Source organism: Gilliamella sp. (genome assembly GCF_024104075.1).
Lineage (GTDB): Bacteria > Pseudomonadota > Gammaproteobacteria > Enterobacterales > Orbaceae > Gilliamella > Gilliamella bombi.
In genome coordinates this window covers 23824-40929 of the sequence record NZ_JAGGHR010000008.1, presented here as the reverse complement: position 1 = coordinate 40929, position 17106 = coordinate 23824, and the positions used below count along the sequence as shown (strand labels likewise).

The window sequence follows — 17106 nt, the reverse complement described above, 5'->3', positions numbered from 1 at the left end:
CTTGGTGTTTTAAATCATCTGTGAATGTTCGTCTTTTGCGTTTAATCTTATTCATATTTGTCCCCGTTTTAGTTGTGATAAGTTTACCTTACTCCTTAAAAAAGTTGTATGAATTAGTGTAGCCGATCCAAGTAGGCTAATTAGGGATTGATGAATTTGGTTTTATTAGGTAGATAGAAATTGGTACAAATTTAAATATTTTACAAGGCGAAGATAGTTTAAAAAGGCGAATATTATGGCTAAGACGAGTAACTTTAAGTCGGCTACATTTTTCAGCCAATCCACTATAACTATTCTTACTAAACACCCTTTGCTAAAAGGTCAAAGGTAGTACATAATATGTGGTTAAAATTTAGATAAAAATAATTAGTAATAAGAATTATTGTTTATGGGGTGGAAAATGGGGTTAGTAAAGCATTTAGTTGTATTTAGCCTGCTGTTAGCATTAGCTGGTTGTGATAATAAAGACGCTGAACAAAACACACGCGCTGAACAGGCAGAAACGCAATCAGAAACAAAAGTTATTGATAATAATACAACCGCTGATATTAGCAATCCTAGTGATGACAACGATATCGTACAAGATGAATCGTCAAAACTAGCCTTTAACCCCACACCAGAATTAGTTGAAAAATATCACGGTAAAGAATTAACTGTTATTGATAGTTCAGAGGTCATTATTGATGGTTCAAGTACTTTAGTTATTACCTTTTCGGTTCCTTTAAATCCTAAACTCAATTTTTCTAATTTACTTCGTTTAGTTGATCGCCAAACGGGTAATGTTGACGGAGCTTGGGAGTTGTCGGATAACGGATTAGAATTAAGACATCGCTATCTTGAACCAAATCGTCAATTAGATCTCACCATTGATAAGATGTTAGCTGCAATTAATGGCAACAGCTTAAAAGAAGTCTACCAAGCAGAAATTAAAACTCAAGATCGCCTGCCGATGGTGGGATTTGCTAGTAATGGTTTTTTGTTGCCAAGCAAATCAATGACAGGTTTACCTGTTACTACGCTTAATGTTAATAAAATTGATGTTAATTTCTTTAAAATTAAACCTGAACAGTTATCTGATTTTATCGCTGATTATGGTTTTATTAACCAAGTGTCAGCTTGGAATTCAAAGAATATTAATAAATTTGCTGATTTAGTTTATACGTCTCGGTTTGATCTTAATCCTAAGCGTAATTCGCAAGAAACCGTATTACTTAACTTATCATCCATTCCGCAACTTCAGCAAGAAGGGATTTATTTAGCTGTTATGAATCAAGCAGGAAGTTACGATTATACAAATCCTGCATCGCTATTTTCGATCAGTAATATAGGTGTTGCGGTTCATGCTTATAACAATGGTAAATTATCTGTTATTACCCATGGACTTGACAATGGAAAACCATTTGCTGATGTAAATATATCGATTTTATGTAACAAAAGTATTCGAGATAGTAATAAAAACTGTACCACTATTTCGGCTAAAACTGATGCTACAGGTTATGCTGAAGTCACTTTGCCAAAAGATATGGATTATGCACTACTTACGGCAAGTGATGGTAATCAAATTTCTTTGGTGAATTTGGATCGTAGTGCATTAAATTTAAGTGAATATAATTTAACGGGGTCTACTTTTTATCAAAAACAACTATTTGCTTTTGGGCCTCGTGATTTGTATCGCCCACAAGAGACGGTCTATTTTAATGCACTTTTGCGTAATGCTGATGGTAAGCCATTGCCTTTGCAACCAATTGTGGTTGATGTTATGTCACCCGATAATCAAGTTGTTGAGAATTTTACTGTCGATGCTAAAGCAAAATCTAACGGTTTATATCAATGGCAATATGTTATTCCAGCTAATGCAGCAACGGGTAAATGGGCATTTCGTTTTAATTTAGGCGACGATAATTACCGTTATGTGTGGTTCCGTGTGGAAGAATTTTTACCAGAGCGTATGGCAATGGAAATTACGACCGCATCCAATAAGCCTATTACGCTTGATAAACGTGTCAATTTTGATGTTAAAGGTTGGTATCTTTATGGTGCTCCAGCAGCAGGAAATAATTTAGAAGGTAATATTTATCTTAAAAAAATTGATTCAATACCTGAACTTGCTGATTATAAAATTGGTAATGTGACTGACAATAGTATAGGTAGACAACTTTATAATATTGAGACGACTTTAGATAAAAATGGCAATGCACAAGTAGGAATTGATACTAGCGATTGGGGTAAATTGGGTTTTCCTATCAAATTTATTTTGCAAGCCAGTTTACTTGATTCAGGAGGACGTCCTGTTACTCGTTATGCCAGCCAAATTATTTGGCCAAATCAGCAAATGCCTGCTGTGCGTGCACTATTTTCTCAATCACCTTATTATGATTGGTCATTAGATAAATATGAAACTAGTCCGACAGTTGATAAAGGTGCTAATGCTGAATTTGAAGTGGCTTATGTTAACACTGATGGGCAAAAGCTGGCTGCTAGTCATTTAAAGGCAAGAATTATTCGTGAACGTCATAATTATTATTGGACTTGGTCTGAACATACTGGGTGGTATCAAGCATACAATTCAAGTGAGTTCGTTGTGCAAGAGCAACCGCTGTCTATCGCTGCTAATGGTACAGCTAAAGTGAGTTACCAAACGGATGATTATGGCTTTTATCGTATTGAAGTTGTTGATACTAAAAATAATATTATCAGTAGTTTACGTTTTAGAAGTGGTTATAATTGGGAAGATAATACCAATGGCACCAATGCTGTTCGTCCAGATCAGGTTAAATTAAGCCTGGATAAAACCGCCTATTCGGTTGGTGATACTGCTAAAATACATGTACAAGCTCCAGTAGCAGGCTCGGGTTATATTTCACTTGAAACCAATGATGGTATATTATGGAAAAAAGATATCACTGTTGGTGAAAACGGTCTTGATGTTGAAATTCCAATCCAAGATTGGGGACGCCATGATATTTATATTAGTGCGATGATTATTCGCCCATCAACTGACGCTGCAGTTCAGACAATTAAACGAGCAATTGGGTTACTTTATTTACCAATTGACACTTCAAATCGTCAATTAAACTTGAGCATTGAAGCACCTACGAAGACAGAGCCTGAAAAAACTATTCCAATAAAGGTCAAAATAGATAAAAGTGCAATCCAAAAGGATCATAAGGTTTCAGTATTGGTTTCGGCTGTTGATTCAGGTGTTTTGAACATTACTAATTTTGCGACACCTGATCCTTATAGCGCATTTTTGGGTCGTAAACGTTATGAAGTTGATCTTTATGATGTGTATGGCAAATTAATTGAAGGTAAAGGACGCAATTTGAATGTGAGCTTTGGTGGTGATGCTATGCTTGGTGAATCTGGCCCAGGTGGTAAAAAACCATTAAACGAAGTTAAAATTGTGGCTCAACAATTGCAAACTATTGATCTTAATGATGACGGTGAAGGTTTTGTTGACCTTGCTTTGCCTAATTTTAATGGCGAATTACGCATAATGGCTCAAGCATGGGATGATAGCCGTTATGGTAAAGCGGAAAAAGCCATGATAGTTGCATCACCAGTCGTTGCTGAGCTATCTACACCTCGCTTTTTATCGGGTGGTGATCAGGCTACCTTGGCACTAGATCTAAATAATCTAACCGAAAAAACACAAACAATGCAGGTCAATGTTTTGACGGATGGTTTGATTCATCAAAATGCAGTTGAGTCTACGAAAGTTACACTTGATAGCAAGCAAAGACAGATTATTCAAGTGCCAGTTGTTGCTGATTATGGTTATGGACAAGGTACGGTGACAATTAATGTCACAGGAATTTTATTGGAGGATGGCTCAAATTATCAGATCAAGCGATCGTGGATGGTCGGTGTTAGACCAGCTTATGCCGTTACCAATAAATATTATGCAGCAGCAATCAATGGTGGTGAAAGTTGGGTTTTACCTGAAGATAGTATAGCTGAGATGATTGAAAACACGGTTGATGGTAAATTAATTGTATCTAATCAACCGCCGTTAAATATTGCTCAATATATTAAATCGCTATTTGCTTATCCATATGGTTGTTTAGAACAGACCATTAGTGGTTTAATGCCATCATTGTATGCAAACCAAGACCAGCTTGCAGCTTTGGGAATTAAAACCGAATCGGATAAAGAGCGACGTGAGAAAGTGCAATTAGGTATTTCACGAATTTTATCAATGCAACGTAATAATGGTAGTTTTGGTTTATGGAGCAAAGACAGTGCCGAGGAATATTGGTTAACGGTGTATGCGACTGATTTTTTAATCCAAGCAAGTGAGCGTGGTTATAATGTCAATAATAAAGCGCTTGATGCAGCAATTACCCGTATCAGCCAATATACTTATGATGCCAATGCATTTAATAGTTTACAAAGCTACTATGAAAACTCACAAGTAAGCTATTATACGCAATTTGCAACTAAAGCTTATGCTTTAGCTGTGTTGGCAAGGCAAAATAAAATCACTGTGCCTATGCGTAATGAAATTAATCGGATGTATCAACAGATCACTGAAAGTGATTTTAAAGTATTGTCACCATTACCAGTTGCTCAGTTAGCGCTTTCTGCTAAGCTGGCTGGTTTTGACAATATTTATAATAATTTGATGCCTCGAGTATTTACTACAAGTTATGATAATCGCTATTCTTGGTTAGGCGAATATGGTAGTGCTATTCGTGATAATGCATTAGTTTTATCTTTATTGGTAGAAAATAATTTAAGTGTTGATAAGCAAGCTGATTATTTAATTCAGTTATCTGATTTGCTTAATGATACTCGTTATTTTTCAACTCAGGAACTTAACGCATTATTTGTGGCTGGCTGGTCATTAGAACAACATAAATCTTCACATAAATTTAATGTTGTGCTCAACGAGCAGTCAAATGAGGTTGATTCGACTTTATCACGCTCTTTTGATTTTGCTAATTTAGCCAATAGATTAACGATTTCTAATCCAGAAAATGCACAACCACTTTATATTAAATTCACCGTTTCAGGTTATGGCAAGAAAGCGCCTGCACCAACGAGTGATGAAAATGTTTTAACTATCAATCGTTCCTATTACGATTTGAAAGGTAACAAAATTCAACCTGATCACTTGAAAGTGGGTGATTTAGTGGTGGTATTATTGGATGTTAGAGCACATAAAGAGGTCGTTCACGATGCGTTAATTGTTGATTTTTTACCTGCTGGACTTGAGTTAGAAAATCAAAATCTCACAAATAGTAGTGTAAGTTTACAGGCAATACCAGAACTTGCCAATTTGTTGAAAGATGAAGATAGCAATGATATTAAATATCAAGAATTCCGTGATGATAGATATGTTGCAGCAGTTGATATTAATCACTATTTGAGCGATGGTACTTATCGATCGCAGGTTGCTTATTTGGCTAGAGCAGTGACGGCAGGTAATTATATGATTCCATACCCTTATGTTGAATCTATGTATCGGCCCGATCGGTTTGCAATTGGTCAATCAATTGACTTAATGTCTATTGTTGAGCGCAATGTCGAGCCCAATGAATCTAAACAACAATAACGAGTATGTATCAATTAAATTTGATTTTTAAAATGTAAACAAATTGATTATCCGCTAACAATTGTTAGCGGCATCTATTTATACTGAAACATATTATACTGAAACATAGTGTTACCTGAAACTTTTTGACAAAATGAAAAAGCGCCTACTTAAAATTCTGGCTTTCTTATTTTTTTCTATCCTTTTGTTATTAGGTAGCTTTTTTGTTGCCGATTACTTTTATCCTTTATCAATAACAAAAAATAAAACAACACAAACAATTCTTGCGCAAGATGGTACGCCTCTGTGGCGATTTGCTGATGAAAATGGTATTTGGCGATATCCTATCAAATTAGATGAAGTCCCCAATGATTACCTTGATGTGTTATTAAATTATGAAGACCGCCATTTTTATGATCATTTTGGTATTAATCCTGCCTCTTTATTGAGAGCAGCTTGGCAAAATATCACCAATAAAAGAATTATTTCAGGTGGTAGTACTATTTCGATGCAGGTTGCAAGATTGCTTTATCCACACGATCGCTCCATGGCAGGAAAGTTACAACAAATATTTCGAACACTACAACTTGAATTACATTTTACAAAAGATGAAATTTTAACTTTATATATTAATCGAGCCCCATTTGGCGGGACAATCGAAGGCTTAGGGGCTGCTAGTTGGTCATATTTTGGTAAAGAGCCCAAAGCGTTAACACGTAGTGAGGCGGTTTTATTGGCCGTATTGCCACAAGCACCCAGTCGTTTGCGTCCTGATAGGTACCCCGAACGAGCCAAACAAGCACGCGACAAAGTTCTAGCAAGATTGGCTCAATATCAGGTATGGTCACCTGATATTATAGAGCAAGTTAGAAAAGAAGAAGTATGGGTTTACCCACGTAAAAAGCCACAATTAGCTCCTTTATTAGCTCGAAGGTTAAGTCAACAATATCCTGATGTTGATATTATTCGATCAAATATCGATCTCTCCCTTCAATACAGCCTTGAAGATATTGCTGCTAATCGTAAAAATCAGTTACCTCCCAAAAACTCACTAGCTATTTTAGTTGTCGATCATACGGATATGTCCGTAAAAGGCTATGTTGGGTCGGTTGATTTTAACGATAAAGAGCGATTCGGTCAGGTTGATATGATAAGTTCGCTTCGATCTCCTGGATCGACATTAAAGCCTTTTATGTATGCTTTAGCGATTGATGACGGCATGATTCATTCTGAATCGTTATTGCAAGATACACCTAGAATCAGTTCTGATTATCGACCTACGAATTTTGATGAAGATTTTTATGGACCAATCAGTGCCTCAGAGGCATTAAAAAACTCATTAAACTTACCTGCTGTTGAGTTAATTGAGCTTTATGGACCAAAACGATTTGCTGGCAAGCTGTTTAGTATTGGCTTACCGCTTCAATCTAAAGGTAATGATCCTAATATATCGTATATTTTGGGTGGTGCGTCGTTAAGAATGGATAATTTAGTTAGCGCATATAGTGCCTTTGCTCGTCATGGGCAAGTAAGTCCTTTACGATTTACGCAAGCAGATCCCTTACTAAGCAAGCCATTTATTAGCGATGGAAGTGCATGGATCACAAGACAGATGCTAGTTAATAATTATCAGCTTGCCTATAAAACAGGCACTAGCTATGGATATCGTGATGCATGGGCGATTGGGGTCAATCCTCGCTATTTGATTGGCATTTGGGTCGGTCGTCCTGATGGAACGCCCGTTGTTGGTCAATATGGCAGTATTACAGCGGTGCCGATACTACAGCAAGTTAACACGTTATTATTAAATAAAGAGCGACGAATAAATCGCCCACTTCCCTTAGTAACTAAACCGACAACAGTAACCTTAGAAAAAATTTGTTGGCCATCAGGACAAAAGTTACCTGCAACTGATGAAAACTGCCACCGTCAAAAAAATGCATGGGTATTAAATAATATGATACCTCCAACACTTGATACGCTAACGGCACTTAATAATAATATTTATCGTTCAGGGTGGGTGACTATTTGGGTAAATGATGCCGGCAAACGTGTGTCAGCAGACTGTAGCAATGCACATAAAAAACAGGTTGCACTTTGGCCAATAGCTTTAGAAAATTGGCTACTACCCAAAGAACGTCGACAATCGCTAATTCCTGAAGTTGATAATCATTGCCCAGTGTTTGGTAAAGATATCTTTTTGCCACTCAATATTATTGGGCTGCAAGATAAGCAATTGGTAAAACGATTACCTGGGCAGCAAGATGTCACTATCGATCTAACTCCACAAGGTGGTGTTGGTGACAAATGGTGGTTTTTAGATGGTCAACTTATTGAGAAAACGTATGGCGATCAAAAGGTAGCTTTGACAGTTACTCATAAAGGTTTACATCATCTATTTTTATTAGATCAAAGTGGACAAATTTCACGAATGACATTTACCCTTGATTAAACCAATAAGGAGCAAACCTATGGCTATTGAAAGAACCTTATCTATCATCAAACCTAATGCCGTTAAAAAACAATTGATTGGTGAAATTGAAACCCGTATTAGCCAAGCAAAACTTAACATTATTGCCTTAAAAATGCTTAGATTAACAAAAGAACAGGCAGAAGGATTTTATGCTGAGCACCAAGGTAAATCATTTTTTGATAAGTTGGTTAAATTTATGATATCTGGGCCGATAGTTGTTCAGATTCTCGAAGGCGATAATGCTATTAAGCGTTATCGAGAATTGATGGGACCAACTGATTTATCTAAAGCAGCCACAGGCACTTTACGAGCTGATTTTGCTGACAGTATGACTGAAAATGCCGTACATGGCTCAGATTCTCTAGCCACGGCTGAAAAAGAAATTGCTTATTTTTTTGTTGATAGCGAGATAGTAGGGTAAATCAATATTATTAAATAAATCAAAATAGTGATATAAGCTGTTTTAGCTTGTATTAGTTTTTTTAATGTCATTAATCGAAAGCTACTACATATAACTTTAAGTTATAACCATGTGAGTATTTGTTATTTATTTATTCGATTCTTTGTTGCTAGACTTTAACGGTACATAACATAACCTTGATTGAGGGAGAATCAGAATGAAATTGTTGACTAAATCACTAGCTGTTGTTGCATTAGTAAGTAGTTTGTTAGGTGCAAATTCTGCTTATGCAGATCGCCTTGATGATATTGAGAAACGAGGAGAAATAAAAATAGCGGTATTTGATAGTAATCCGCCATTTGGTTATATTGACGAAAAGACAAATAAAATTGTTGGTCTTGACGTTGATTATGCCAACGAGATAGCAAAAGCATTAAAGGTTAATGTTGAGCTAGTTCCGACTAATCCGGCCAATCGAATTCCGTTATTAACATCCCAAAAAGCCGATTTAATTGTAGCTAATTTTACCGTTACTGATGAAAGAGCAAAAACTGTTGATTTTAGTCTTCCTTATTTTGCGACTGGTCAGAAATTTGTAGCAAAAAAAGGAGTATTGAAATCAGCAGATAATTTGAAAAATCTTCGTATTGGTGCCGATAAAGGTACAGTTATGGAAATTACATTGCGAGAAAAATACCCAACAGCTAAAGTAATTTCTTATGATGATACACCATTTGCGTTTGCAGCGTTACGTAATGGTGTTGTGCAGGCAATTACTCAAGATGATGCAAAATTAATCGGCCTATTAGCGAATTTACCAGAAGAACAACGAGCTGTATTTGAAATTTCACCATTTAGTATTACTCAAGAATATCAAGCTGTTGGTATACCAAAAGGGGAAGATCGTTTGAAAGAAAAAGTGAATCAAATTTTGTTAACACTAGAAAAAGATGGTGAAGCATTAACGATTTATAATCGTTGGTTTGGACCTGAAACTGCATCAGCGATGCCTCGTGGTGATTTTAAAATTGGTAAAGGTCAGTAGTTATGTATGAGCAACTACTTGAGCCTCGTTATTTGTGGTGGTTATGGGATGGTTTTTTAGTTACGTTAGCTATCTCATTGCTAACCATTATATTTTCAACATCACTAGGTTTTTTGCTGGTTATTGCTCAACAAAGTCGAATTAAATTCATTCAAGTTATAGTAATGGGGTATAACGCAATTTTTCGTTATTCTCCGTTATTGCCTCAACTCTTTTTTTGGTATTTTGGTGTGGGTAATTTATTACCAATAGAATTTAAATTATGGTTATTTGACGAACCGCAAATCCAGTTGCTGTTTTTTTCACTGAAAATGCCATCATTTGAATTTATAATCGGTTTAGTTGGTTTAACTTGTTATTCCAGTGCTTTTATTGCCGAAGAGTTTAGAGCGGGTATAGCTGGTGTAAGTCGAGGGCAAGAACAGGCTTCATTGGCATTAGGTTTAACTTGGTGGCAAAGTATGCGATTTATTATTTTGCCACAAAGTTTTCGTATTGCATTTCCGCCTTTAATTGGTCAGTACATGAATATTATAAAAAATTCGTCGTTAACAATGGCCATTGGTGTGTTAGAACTTTCTTATGTATCGCGTCAAGTTGAAACCGAATCATTAAAAACCTTTCAAGATTTTGCTATTGCAACTTTATTATATATTTTGGCGATAGTGATTGTTGGAACTTTGGGTAATATTTATCAAGCAAAACGATTGCAAATAGGTAAGGTGTAATCTTTTATGGAGCTTAAAGGTTTAGAGGTTATTTACCACAATTTCAGTTATATGATGTGGGGAAATTTTCCTGGAGGAATTTTTTTAACGCTGTTAATGAGTTTTGCCGCAATTATATTTTCAAGTTTTTTGGGTATTCTTGCTGGAGTCGGGTTGACTGTTTTAAAAGGAGTTATGCGTTATTTTTTAGTTGGTATACTTGGTTTTTTAAGAGCTATTCCTGTCATTATGCTTATTTTCTGGACTTACTTTCTTCTACCTGTGTTACTTGGTGTAGATGTGCCAGCAATTGCAACGGTAATATTTGCATTATCCTTGATAGGAGCTGCATACATTGGACATTCAGTTCATGCAGGTATGATTGCTGTGGCTAAAGAACAATGGCAAGCGGCGTTTTCATTAGGCTTAACTAAAAAGCAAGTTATTATATTTATCATATTACCACAAGCCCTTAAAATGATGTTGCCGTCTTTTGTAAATCAATGGGTATCACTGATTAAAGATACTTCACTGGCTTATATTGTTGGAGTAGCAGAATTTACTTTTATTGCAACCCAAATTAATAATCGTAGTATGATTTATCCAACAGAAATCTTTCTATTTGTTATAGTTGTTTATTTTATCATCTGCGCCTCGCTTGATTTTGCGGTTACGTTTTTCTCAAAACGCCAATTATTTTGCTTTAAATAAAACAATATTCTCATAGGGTATATGGGGGATTTCACTATTTACTTGAATAACGTTCTCTTAATTTATTCATGTAAAATTCGATTGAATCTTTAGCTTTGGGATGTGTTTCAATATAGCTATTAAATATTATTTGTATAAGTCGAAAAAAATGTGGAAGATATATTATTGAATTTTCATGATCACTAATCTTAAAAGATGCATTTTTAAATGTACTAGCTTAAATTAAATCTGAGCTACTACAACTGATTTCTTGAAGAGCAAGTCCCTTCTCATTGCTCATTTTTTAAAGCGATAATAATTATCTCGATTATATCCTATGACTTTACAGGCTTATTGTGCGTACTAAGTTGCTGGTTAATTCTAAAAGCCATAATTTAGGTTTAATGATTTTTCTGTTTGATTCAATTATGACACTCCTAGTTACGTTATAAAATAACGCAAATGTCAGATTAAAACTATTCTTATGAGGTATAGAAACCCAGTTTATTTATATATTTTATGAAAGAGGATAATTCAATGAATTTTCTCATTGTGTTCTAAAATAGAAAAAAAGCACCTTATATTAAGGTACTTTTTATATTATAAAATGTTAAATAATAGAAGATTAACTCATTCCATATTGTTTTAATTTTTTGCGAAGTGTACCGCGGTTGATTCCAAGCATATTTGCTGCTCGAGTTTGATTGCCGCGTGTATATTGCATAACCATATCAAGGAATGGATGTTCAACTTCAGCTAACACTAATTCATAAAGGTCTGTAGGATCTTCACCATTTAATTGTGATAAATAGTTTTTTAAAGCTTGCTTCACTGAATCACGCAATGGTTTTTGTGTTATTTGGTCTTGAGAATTTACAGTTGTAAATTTAAGTGCTGCAGCTGTAACGCGTTGTTCTGACATAGTATTCTTAACTCTTTGGGTTGTTTCTAATTTTACTAAAAAATGCTTTTAGAGTGTTTACTTGCTCACTTGTATTGCTAAGTACACTAAATAAGCGCCTGAATTGATCGCTGTCAGCATAATTCTTGGTGTACCAATTTACATGCTTTCTGGCAATCCTTAATCCTTTGTATTCTCCATAGAATTGATAAAGATCATCAAGATGTGATAGTACAACTTGTTCTACTTCATCAATACTTTTGTTTTTCTGTAACTGTCCATGTGTTAAATAGAATGCAATTTCTTCAAATATCCAAGGTCGCCCTTGTGCCGCTCGCCCGATCATTATAGCATCAGCCTGCGTATATTGAAAAACATCTTTTGCCTGTTCAGGTGTACAAATATCTCCATTAGCAATTACAGGAATTGTAACATTTTCTTTAACTGCTCTAATAGAGTCATATTCAGCGACACCGTTGAATAAGCAAGCACGTGTTCTTCCGTGAATAGTAATTGCCTTTATACCACAATCCTGTGCAATTTGTGCGATTTCTATGCAATTTCTATTTTCTTTATTCCATCCAGTCCGCGTTTTTAATGTTACCGGAACATCAACTGCACCGACAACTTTCTGCAAAATTTTTTTAATAAGTTCCGGATACTGCATTAAAGCAGAGCCAGCCAATTTTCTATTGACCTTTTTAGCCGGACATCCCATATTAATGTCAATCAACTGAGCACCGTGTTTGACATTAAATTCAGCAGCTTTAGCCATTTCGTCGGGATCAGAACCGACAATTTGTACTGCACGAATACCAACATCATCACTCGCTATCATTCGCATAGCTGATTTATCGGTATGCCAAACATCAGAATTTGCTAAAAACATTTCTGAAACAGTCATACCAGCACCAAATCGATGACATAGATTACGAAATGGTTTATCACTTATTCCAGCCATTGGTGCAGCAATTAAATTATTCTTTAATTTTAGTTCACCAATGCTAAGTAAATTAAAGTCGGCTATATTACGCATTTTTTTTCAAACTTAAAAGGGGGTAGCGTTAATTTTTTTTATTTTTTTTTACCAGTGATACAACACCACTCGTCAAGTTCAACCACTGGATCTAATTTAAAATTGGGTTGGTAAGCCATGCAAACACTTGATGATTGGGTAGTTAAAATACCAGATAAACCTAGTTTACCTTCAGGTTTTACTAATTTACTTATATGTGGTTCAAGCTCTTTTAATGGTCCAGCTAAAATATTGGCAACAACTATATCTGCTTGCAAATTGTCTGGGATCTCTTTTGATAAATAAAGCTCTAGTCTTTCACTGACATCATTACGCTGTGCATTGTCACGGCTAGCTTGAATGGCTTGAGGATCGATATCAATACCTATTACTTGTTTTGCTCCTAATTTTAACGCAGCAATCGCCAAAATACCAGAACCACAACCATAATCGATAACTAATTTATCTTTAAGGTCTAAACTATCAAGCCAAGTTAAGCATAATGCCGTGGTTGGGTGAGTACCTGTGCCAAATGCTAATCCAGGGTCTAACATAACATTAACAGCATTAGTGTCGGGCACGTCACGCCAACTAGGACAAATCCAAAGTCGCTCACCAAATTTCATAGGATGAAAGTTGTCCATCCATTCACGTTCCCAGTCTTTATCTTCTAATTGTTCAATTTTATAAGAATATTGTTCAAGATTTAATATTGCTCTTAATTCATCGATATCTGTTTGAGCATCATAAAGCCCAATCACATCGGTATTACCCCAAAGTTTAGTTTCGCCGGGTAATGGTTCAAAGACAGGCGTGTCAAAGGTATCTTGAAAAGTGACTGATACAGCACCAGACTCCTCTAATTGTTCGCTAATTTGTTCAGCAAGATCGTTGGTTGTATTAATTTTGAGTTGAATCCAAGGCATAATTCTTCCTTTTATTGTCAAACATATTGGCTATAATAAAAATAATAAATCCAATAGTTAAAGAGGGGACTATTGGGTGTAGTGATAATAATTTAATATTATAACTTGCCAATAATGTATAACTTATAGCTCCTGTAAGCATTGAACAAAGAGCACCAGTAGCATTAGCTTTTTTCCAATATAATCCAAGTACTAACGGCCATAAAAAGACAGCTTCAAGTCCACCAAAAGCGAGTAAATTTAGCCAAATAATCATATCAGGCGGGGTCCATGCTGCCCAAATAAGTAACCCACCAAAAATAAAAGTGATAGTGACCGAAATCCGAGTAAGAAACTTATCACTGAAATTAATATTAGTTTTGATGCTTAAAAACAGATCTTTGATGATAACAGATGATACTTGTAATAATTGAGCATTAATGGTGGACATAATAGCGGCAAGTGGAGCAGCTAAAAAGATTCCAGCAGCAAAAGGTGGTAATACATTTATAATTAATGTCGGTACTATTTGATCAGGAATGGTTAAATCGCTAATAATAGCACGCCCTAAAGCACCAGATAAATGCATAGTTAGCATAATAACAGTAACGACAATGGTGCCAAGAATAATTCCTTGATGTACTGCTTTGCTATCTTTATAGGCCATACAACGAACAGCAGTATGAGGTAAGCCAACCACACCAAAACAAACTAATATCCAAAATGAAGCCATGAACGGAAAGTCCATAAAGTCATTAGGTCCTTGTGGTGTTAAAAGAGCAGGGTCAATTTTTATTAGCTGATCAATTATTGCAGTGATTCCACCACCTGCATAGATAATAGCACCAAGTAATAATATAGCACCTATGATCATCACTAACCCTTGAAAAGCATCATTTAATATACTGGCTCGAAAACCGCCAAATGCGGTATAAATAACCGTACCAATACCAAATATTAATAAGCCCGTATGATAAGGTATACCTACTGATGATTGTAGTAAGCGAGCCCCACCAACAAACTGTACTGTCATTGCGCCGATAAAGGCAACGACAAGGGTAATACTTGCTAGCCAAACAATAGTTTTACTTTTATAGTGAGCATAAAGCATATCACTTAACGTTATAGCATCATATTTACGAGCTAAAATGGCAAATTTTTTGCCTAGAATACCAAGCGAGAGTAATACAGTTGGAACTTGGATCATCGATAATAGCACCCAACCAAGGCCAAATTTATAAGCAGCACCAGGACCACCAATAAACGAGCTGGCACTAATATAAGTTGCGGCTAGTGTCATGGCGAGTAAAAATCCTCCCATGGTGCGATTACCGATAAAATAATCAGTAAATTGATTTACTTTTTTGCGTTTTACATAAGCATAAATTGATAATGCGAATACAAAAACAAGATAGATGACAAGCGGTACAATAATATCTAAATGCATGTTAGATCACTTAGTTTGTTCTAATGAGAAATTTTTAAATTGAAATTTTACAACTAACCAGCAAAGCAATATAAAACCGATAGGCACCATAATGCAAGATAGTTCAAACCACAATGGAAGACCTAAAAATCCTATTTTGTCGTTAATACAGTATGCACAAACGATCCATCCAAGAAGATAAATAAAAGTTAGTAATAAAGAAAGTTTAGCCTCTTTATTTGCTTGTTTATATCGAGCATCCATATTGATTTATTCAAAATTAAGGGTGGTTTAGAGTAAAAGAAAGCATTGAACTTAGCAAGTATATTGCGATTTATGCAATATTATATTTTAAATATATCAATTTTAGCAATATTAAAAGTATTATATAGTGTTTTATTGTTGATTATGAATACCTAAACTCTTGGAGAGAAAAATGTCAAATTATTTTAATACATTGAATTTGCGTGAAAAATTAGAACAATTAGGTCAATGTCGTTTTATGGCTCGTGATGAATTTGCATCAGAAGCTAATTTTTTGAAAGGTAAAAAAATTGTAATTGTTGGTTGTGGAGCACAAGGTCTTAACCAAGGTCTAAATATGCGAGATTCAGGTTTAGATATATCTTATGCATTACGTAAAGAAGCTATTGCTGAAAAACGTGCATCATGGAAGAAAGCAACTGAAAATGGTTTTAAAGTTGGAAGTTATGAAGAATTAATTCCAACAGCAGATCTTGTTATCAATTTGACTCCTGACAAACAACATTCTGCCGTTGTTCAAGCTATTCAACCGTTGATGAAAAAAGGCTCTGCGCTTGGCTATTCTCACGGATTTAATATTGTTGAAGTAGGAGAAAAGATTCGCTCTGATATTACAGTAGTGATGGTAGCCCCTAAATGCCCTGGTACTGAAGTTCGTGAAGAATATAAACGAGGTTTTGGTGTGCCAACACTAATTGCAGTTCATCCAGAAAACGATCCAAAAGGTGAAGGGCTAGCAATTGCTAAAGCATGGGCTGCGGCAACAGGCGGACATCGTGCAGGTGTTTTACAGTCGTCATTTGTTGCCGAAGTTAAGTCAGATTTAATGGGTGAACAAACAATCCTTTGTGGAATGTTACAAACAGGATCATTACTTTGTTTTGATAAGCTAGTGGCAGATGGTGTTGATCCTGCTTATGCATGTAAATTACTCCAATTTGGTTGGGAAACGATCACTGAGGCGCTAAAACAAGGTGGAATTACTTTAATGATGGATCGTTTATCAAATCCAGCTAAATTGAGAGCAAATGCTTTAGCAAAAGAATTAAAAGTGATCATGACGGATCTTTATCGTAAACATATGGACGACATTATATCAGGTGAGTTTTCGTCAACTATGATGAAAGACTGGGCAAATGATGATGCGAACCTTCTTAAATGGCGTAAAGAAACAGGTGAAACCGCCTTTGAAAAAGCTGCTGACTATCAAGGTAAAATTGATGAACAAGCTTACTTTGATCAAGGCGTTGTTATGGTTGCAATGGTTAAAGCCGGTGTTGAACTTGCCTTCGAAACTATGCTTGAATCTGGTATTTTAGCTGAATCAGCTTATTACGAATCATTACATGAGTTACCACTTATTGCTAATACTATTGCACGTAAACGTTTGTATGAAATGAATGTTGTTATTTCTGACACAGCTGAGTATGGCAACTATCTATTTGCTAATGCCGCTGTACCACTATTAAAAGAAAAATTTATGCCAATGTTACAAGCTGGCGATTTAGGTAAAGCGATCCCTGAAGGTAGTGTTGATAATGCACAATTACGCGATGTGAATGAAGAAATCCGTAATCATCCAATTGAAACAATCGGTCGTAAATTACGTAGTTACATGACTGATATGAAACGCATCAATGTTGCAAGCTAAATAGCTATTTATAATTATAAAAAAGGTGCTGAAAAGTACCTTTTTTTGTATCTAAAAATTGAATTTATTGTAAAAAACTTTCAGGTAAGTATA

12 protein-coding genes are annotated in these 17106 nt (G+C 35.4%); 7 read left to right on the top strand and 5 right to left on the bottom strand.

Going from position 1 to position 17106, the window contains the following annotated elements:
• Window positions 1–400 precede the first annotated feature (400 nt).
• The 6 genes from J6569_RS03925 to J6569_RS03900 all read left to right on the top strand — a co-directional run bounded on the left by J6569_RS03925 (window position 401) and on the right by J6569_RS03900 (window position 10872).
• Window positions 401–5557: an alpha-2-macroglobulin gene (locus tag J6569_RS03925; RefSeq protein ID WP_296317691.1), complete on the top strand. Its 5157-nt coding sequence runs from the start codon at window positions 401–403 to the stop codon at window positions 5555–5557.
• A 133-nt stretch (window positions 5558–5690) separates the two neighbouring features.
• Window positions 5691–7988, top strand: coding sequence for a penicillin-binding protein 1C (gene pbpC / locus J6569_RS03920; protein ID WP_296317689.1), 2298 nt, complete (start codon window positions 5691–5693; stop codon window positions 7986–7988).
• A 19-nt stretch (window positions 7989–8007) separates the two neighbouring features.
• Entirely contained in the window at window positions 8008–8430 is a 423-nt protein-coding gene (gene ndk / locus J6569_RS03915; RefSeq protein WP_085163956.1) for a nucleoside-diphosphate kinase, read from the top strand.
• Between the two features lie 196 nt (window positions 8431–8626).
• Window positions 8627–9454 carry an ABC transporter substrate-binding protein gene (locus tag J6569_RS03910; RefSeq protein WP_085163957.1) on the top strand — a complete coding sequence of 276 codons (828 nt, stop codon included), beginning with the start codon at window positions 8627–8629 and terminating at the stop codon, window positions 9452–9454.
• Window positions 9455–9456: 2 nt separating this feature from the next.
• A complete protein-coding gene (locus tag J6569_RS03905; RefSeq protein WP_034911070.1) occupies window positions 9457–10182 on the top strand; it encodes an amino acid ABC transporter permease in 726 nt (241 codons plus the stop codon).
• A 6-nt stretch (window positions 10183–10188) separates the two neighbouring features.
• Window positions 10189–10872, top strand: a complete 684-nt coding sequence (locus J6569_RS03900; RefSeq protein WP_296317687.1) for an amino acid ABC transporter permease — start codon at window positions 10189–10191, stop codon at window positions 10870–10872.
• Window positions 10873–11476: 604 nt separating this feature from the next.
• Here the strand turns inward: J6569_RS03900 and fis are convergent.
• The 5 genes from fis to J6569_RS03875 are packed head-to-tail and all read right to left on the bottom strand — an operon-like array spanning window position 11477 to window position 15362.
• Window positions 11477–11773, bottom strand: coding sequence for a DNA-binding transcriptional regulator Fis (fis, locus tag J6569_RS03895; protein WP_034883623.1), 297 nt, complete (start codon window positions 11771–11773; stop codon window positions 11477–11479).
• A gap of 7 nt (window positions 11774–11780) precedes the next feature.
• Window positions 11781–12788: a tRNA dihydrouridine synthase DusB gene (gene dusB, locus J6569_RS03890; RefSeq protein ID WP_065589687.1), complete on the bottom strand. Its 1008-nt coding sequence runs from the start codon at window positions 12786–12788 to the stop codon at window positions 11781–11783.
• Window positions 12789–12826: 38 nt separating this feature from the next.
• On the bottom strand, window positions 12827–13693 hold the full coding sequence (gene prmA / locus J6569_RS03885; RefSeq protein ID WP_296317685.1) for a 50S ribosomal protein L11 methyltransferase: 867 nt from the start codon (window positions 13691–13693) through the stop codon (window positions 12827–12829).
• The gene (gene panF, locus J6569_RS03880; RefSeq protein WP_085163960.1) at window positions 13668–15119 is read right to left on the bottom strand and encodes a sodium/pantothenate symporter; all 1452 of its coding nucleotides are present in this window, start codon (window positions 15117–15119) and stop codon (window positions 13668–13670) included. The genes prmA and panF overlap by 26 nt, the downstream gene beginning before the upstream one ends.
• A gap of 6 nt (window positions 15120–15125) precedes the next feature.
• On the bottom strand, window positions 15126–15362 hold the full coding sequence (locus tag J6569_RS03875; protein ID WP_085163961.1) for a DUF997 family protein: 237 nt from the start codon (window positions 15360–15362) through the stop codon (window positions 15126–15128).
• Between the two features lie 172 nt (window positions 15363–15534).
• Between J6569_RS03875 and ilvC the strand changes: the two genes are divergently transcribed.
• Window positions 15535–17013 carry a ketol-acid reductoisomerase gene (gene ilvC, locus J6569_RS03870; RefSeq protein WP_065589683.1) on the top strand — a complete coding sequence of 493 codons (1479 nt, stop codon included), beginning with the start codon at window positions 15535–15537 and terminating at the stop codon, window positions 17011–17013.
• The last annotated feature ends 93 nt before the right edge of the window (window positions 17014–17106 follow it).

Bases quoted from the DNA above. Each gene is read 5' to 3' on its own strand.
- fis (WP_034883623.1), bottom strand. From the start codon at position 11,773: ATGTCAGAACAACGCGTTACAGCTGCAGCACTTAAATTTACAACTGTA.
- J6569_RS03910 (WP_085163957.1), top strand. From the start codon at position 8,627: ATGAAATTGTTGACTAAATCACTAGCTGTTGTTGCATTAGTAAGTAGT.
- prmA (WP_296317685.1), bottom strand. From the start codon at position 13,693: ATGCCTTGGATTCAACTCAAAATTAATACAACCAACGATCTTGCTGAA.
- J6569_RS03875 (WP_085163961.1), bottom strand. From the start codon at position 15,362: ATGGATGCTCGATATAAACAAGCAAATAAAGAGGCTAAACTTTCTTTA.
- panF (WP_085163960.1), bottom strand. From the start codon at position 15,119: ATGCATTTAGATATTATTGTACCGCTTGTCATCTATCTTGTTTTTGTA.
- J6569_RS03905 (WP_034911070.1), top strand. From the start codon at position 9,457: ATGTATGAGCAACTACTTGAGCCTCGTTATTTGTGGTGGTTATGGGAT.
- pbpC (WP_296317689.1), top strand. From the start codon at position 5,691: ATGAAAAAGCGCCTACTTAAAATTCTGGCTTTCTTATTTTTTTCTATC.
- J6569_RS03900 (WP_296317687.1), top strand. From the start codon at position 10,189: ATGGAGCTTAAAGGTTTAGAGGTTATTTACCACAATTTCAGTTATATG.
- J6569_RS03925 (WP_296317691.1), top strand. From the start codon at position 401: ATGGGGTTAGTAAAGCATTTAGTTGTATTTAGCCTGCTGTTAGCATTA.
- ndk (WP_085163956.1), top strand. From the start codon at position 8,008: ATGGCTATTGAAAGAACCTTATCTATCATCAAACCTAATGCCGTTAAA.
- dusB (WP_065589687.1), bottom strand. From the start codon at position 12,788: ATGCGTAATATAGCCGACTTTAATTTACTTAGCATTGGTGAACTAAAA.
- ilvC (WP_065589683.1), top strand. From the start codon at position 15,535: ATGTCAAATTATTTTAATACATTGAATTTGCGTGAAAAATTAGAACAA.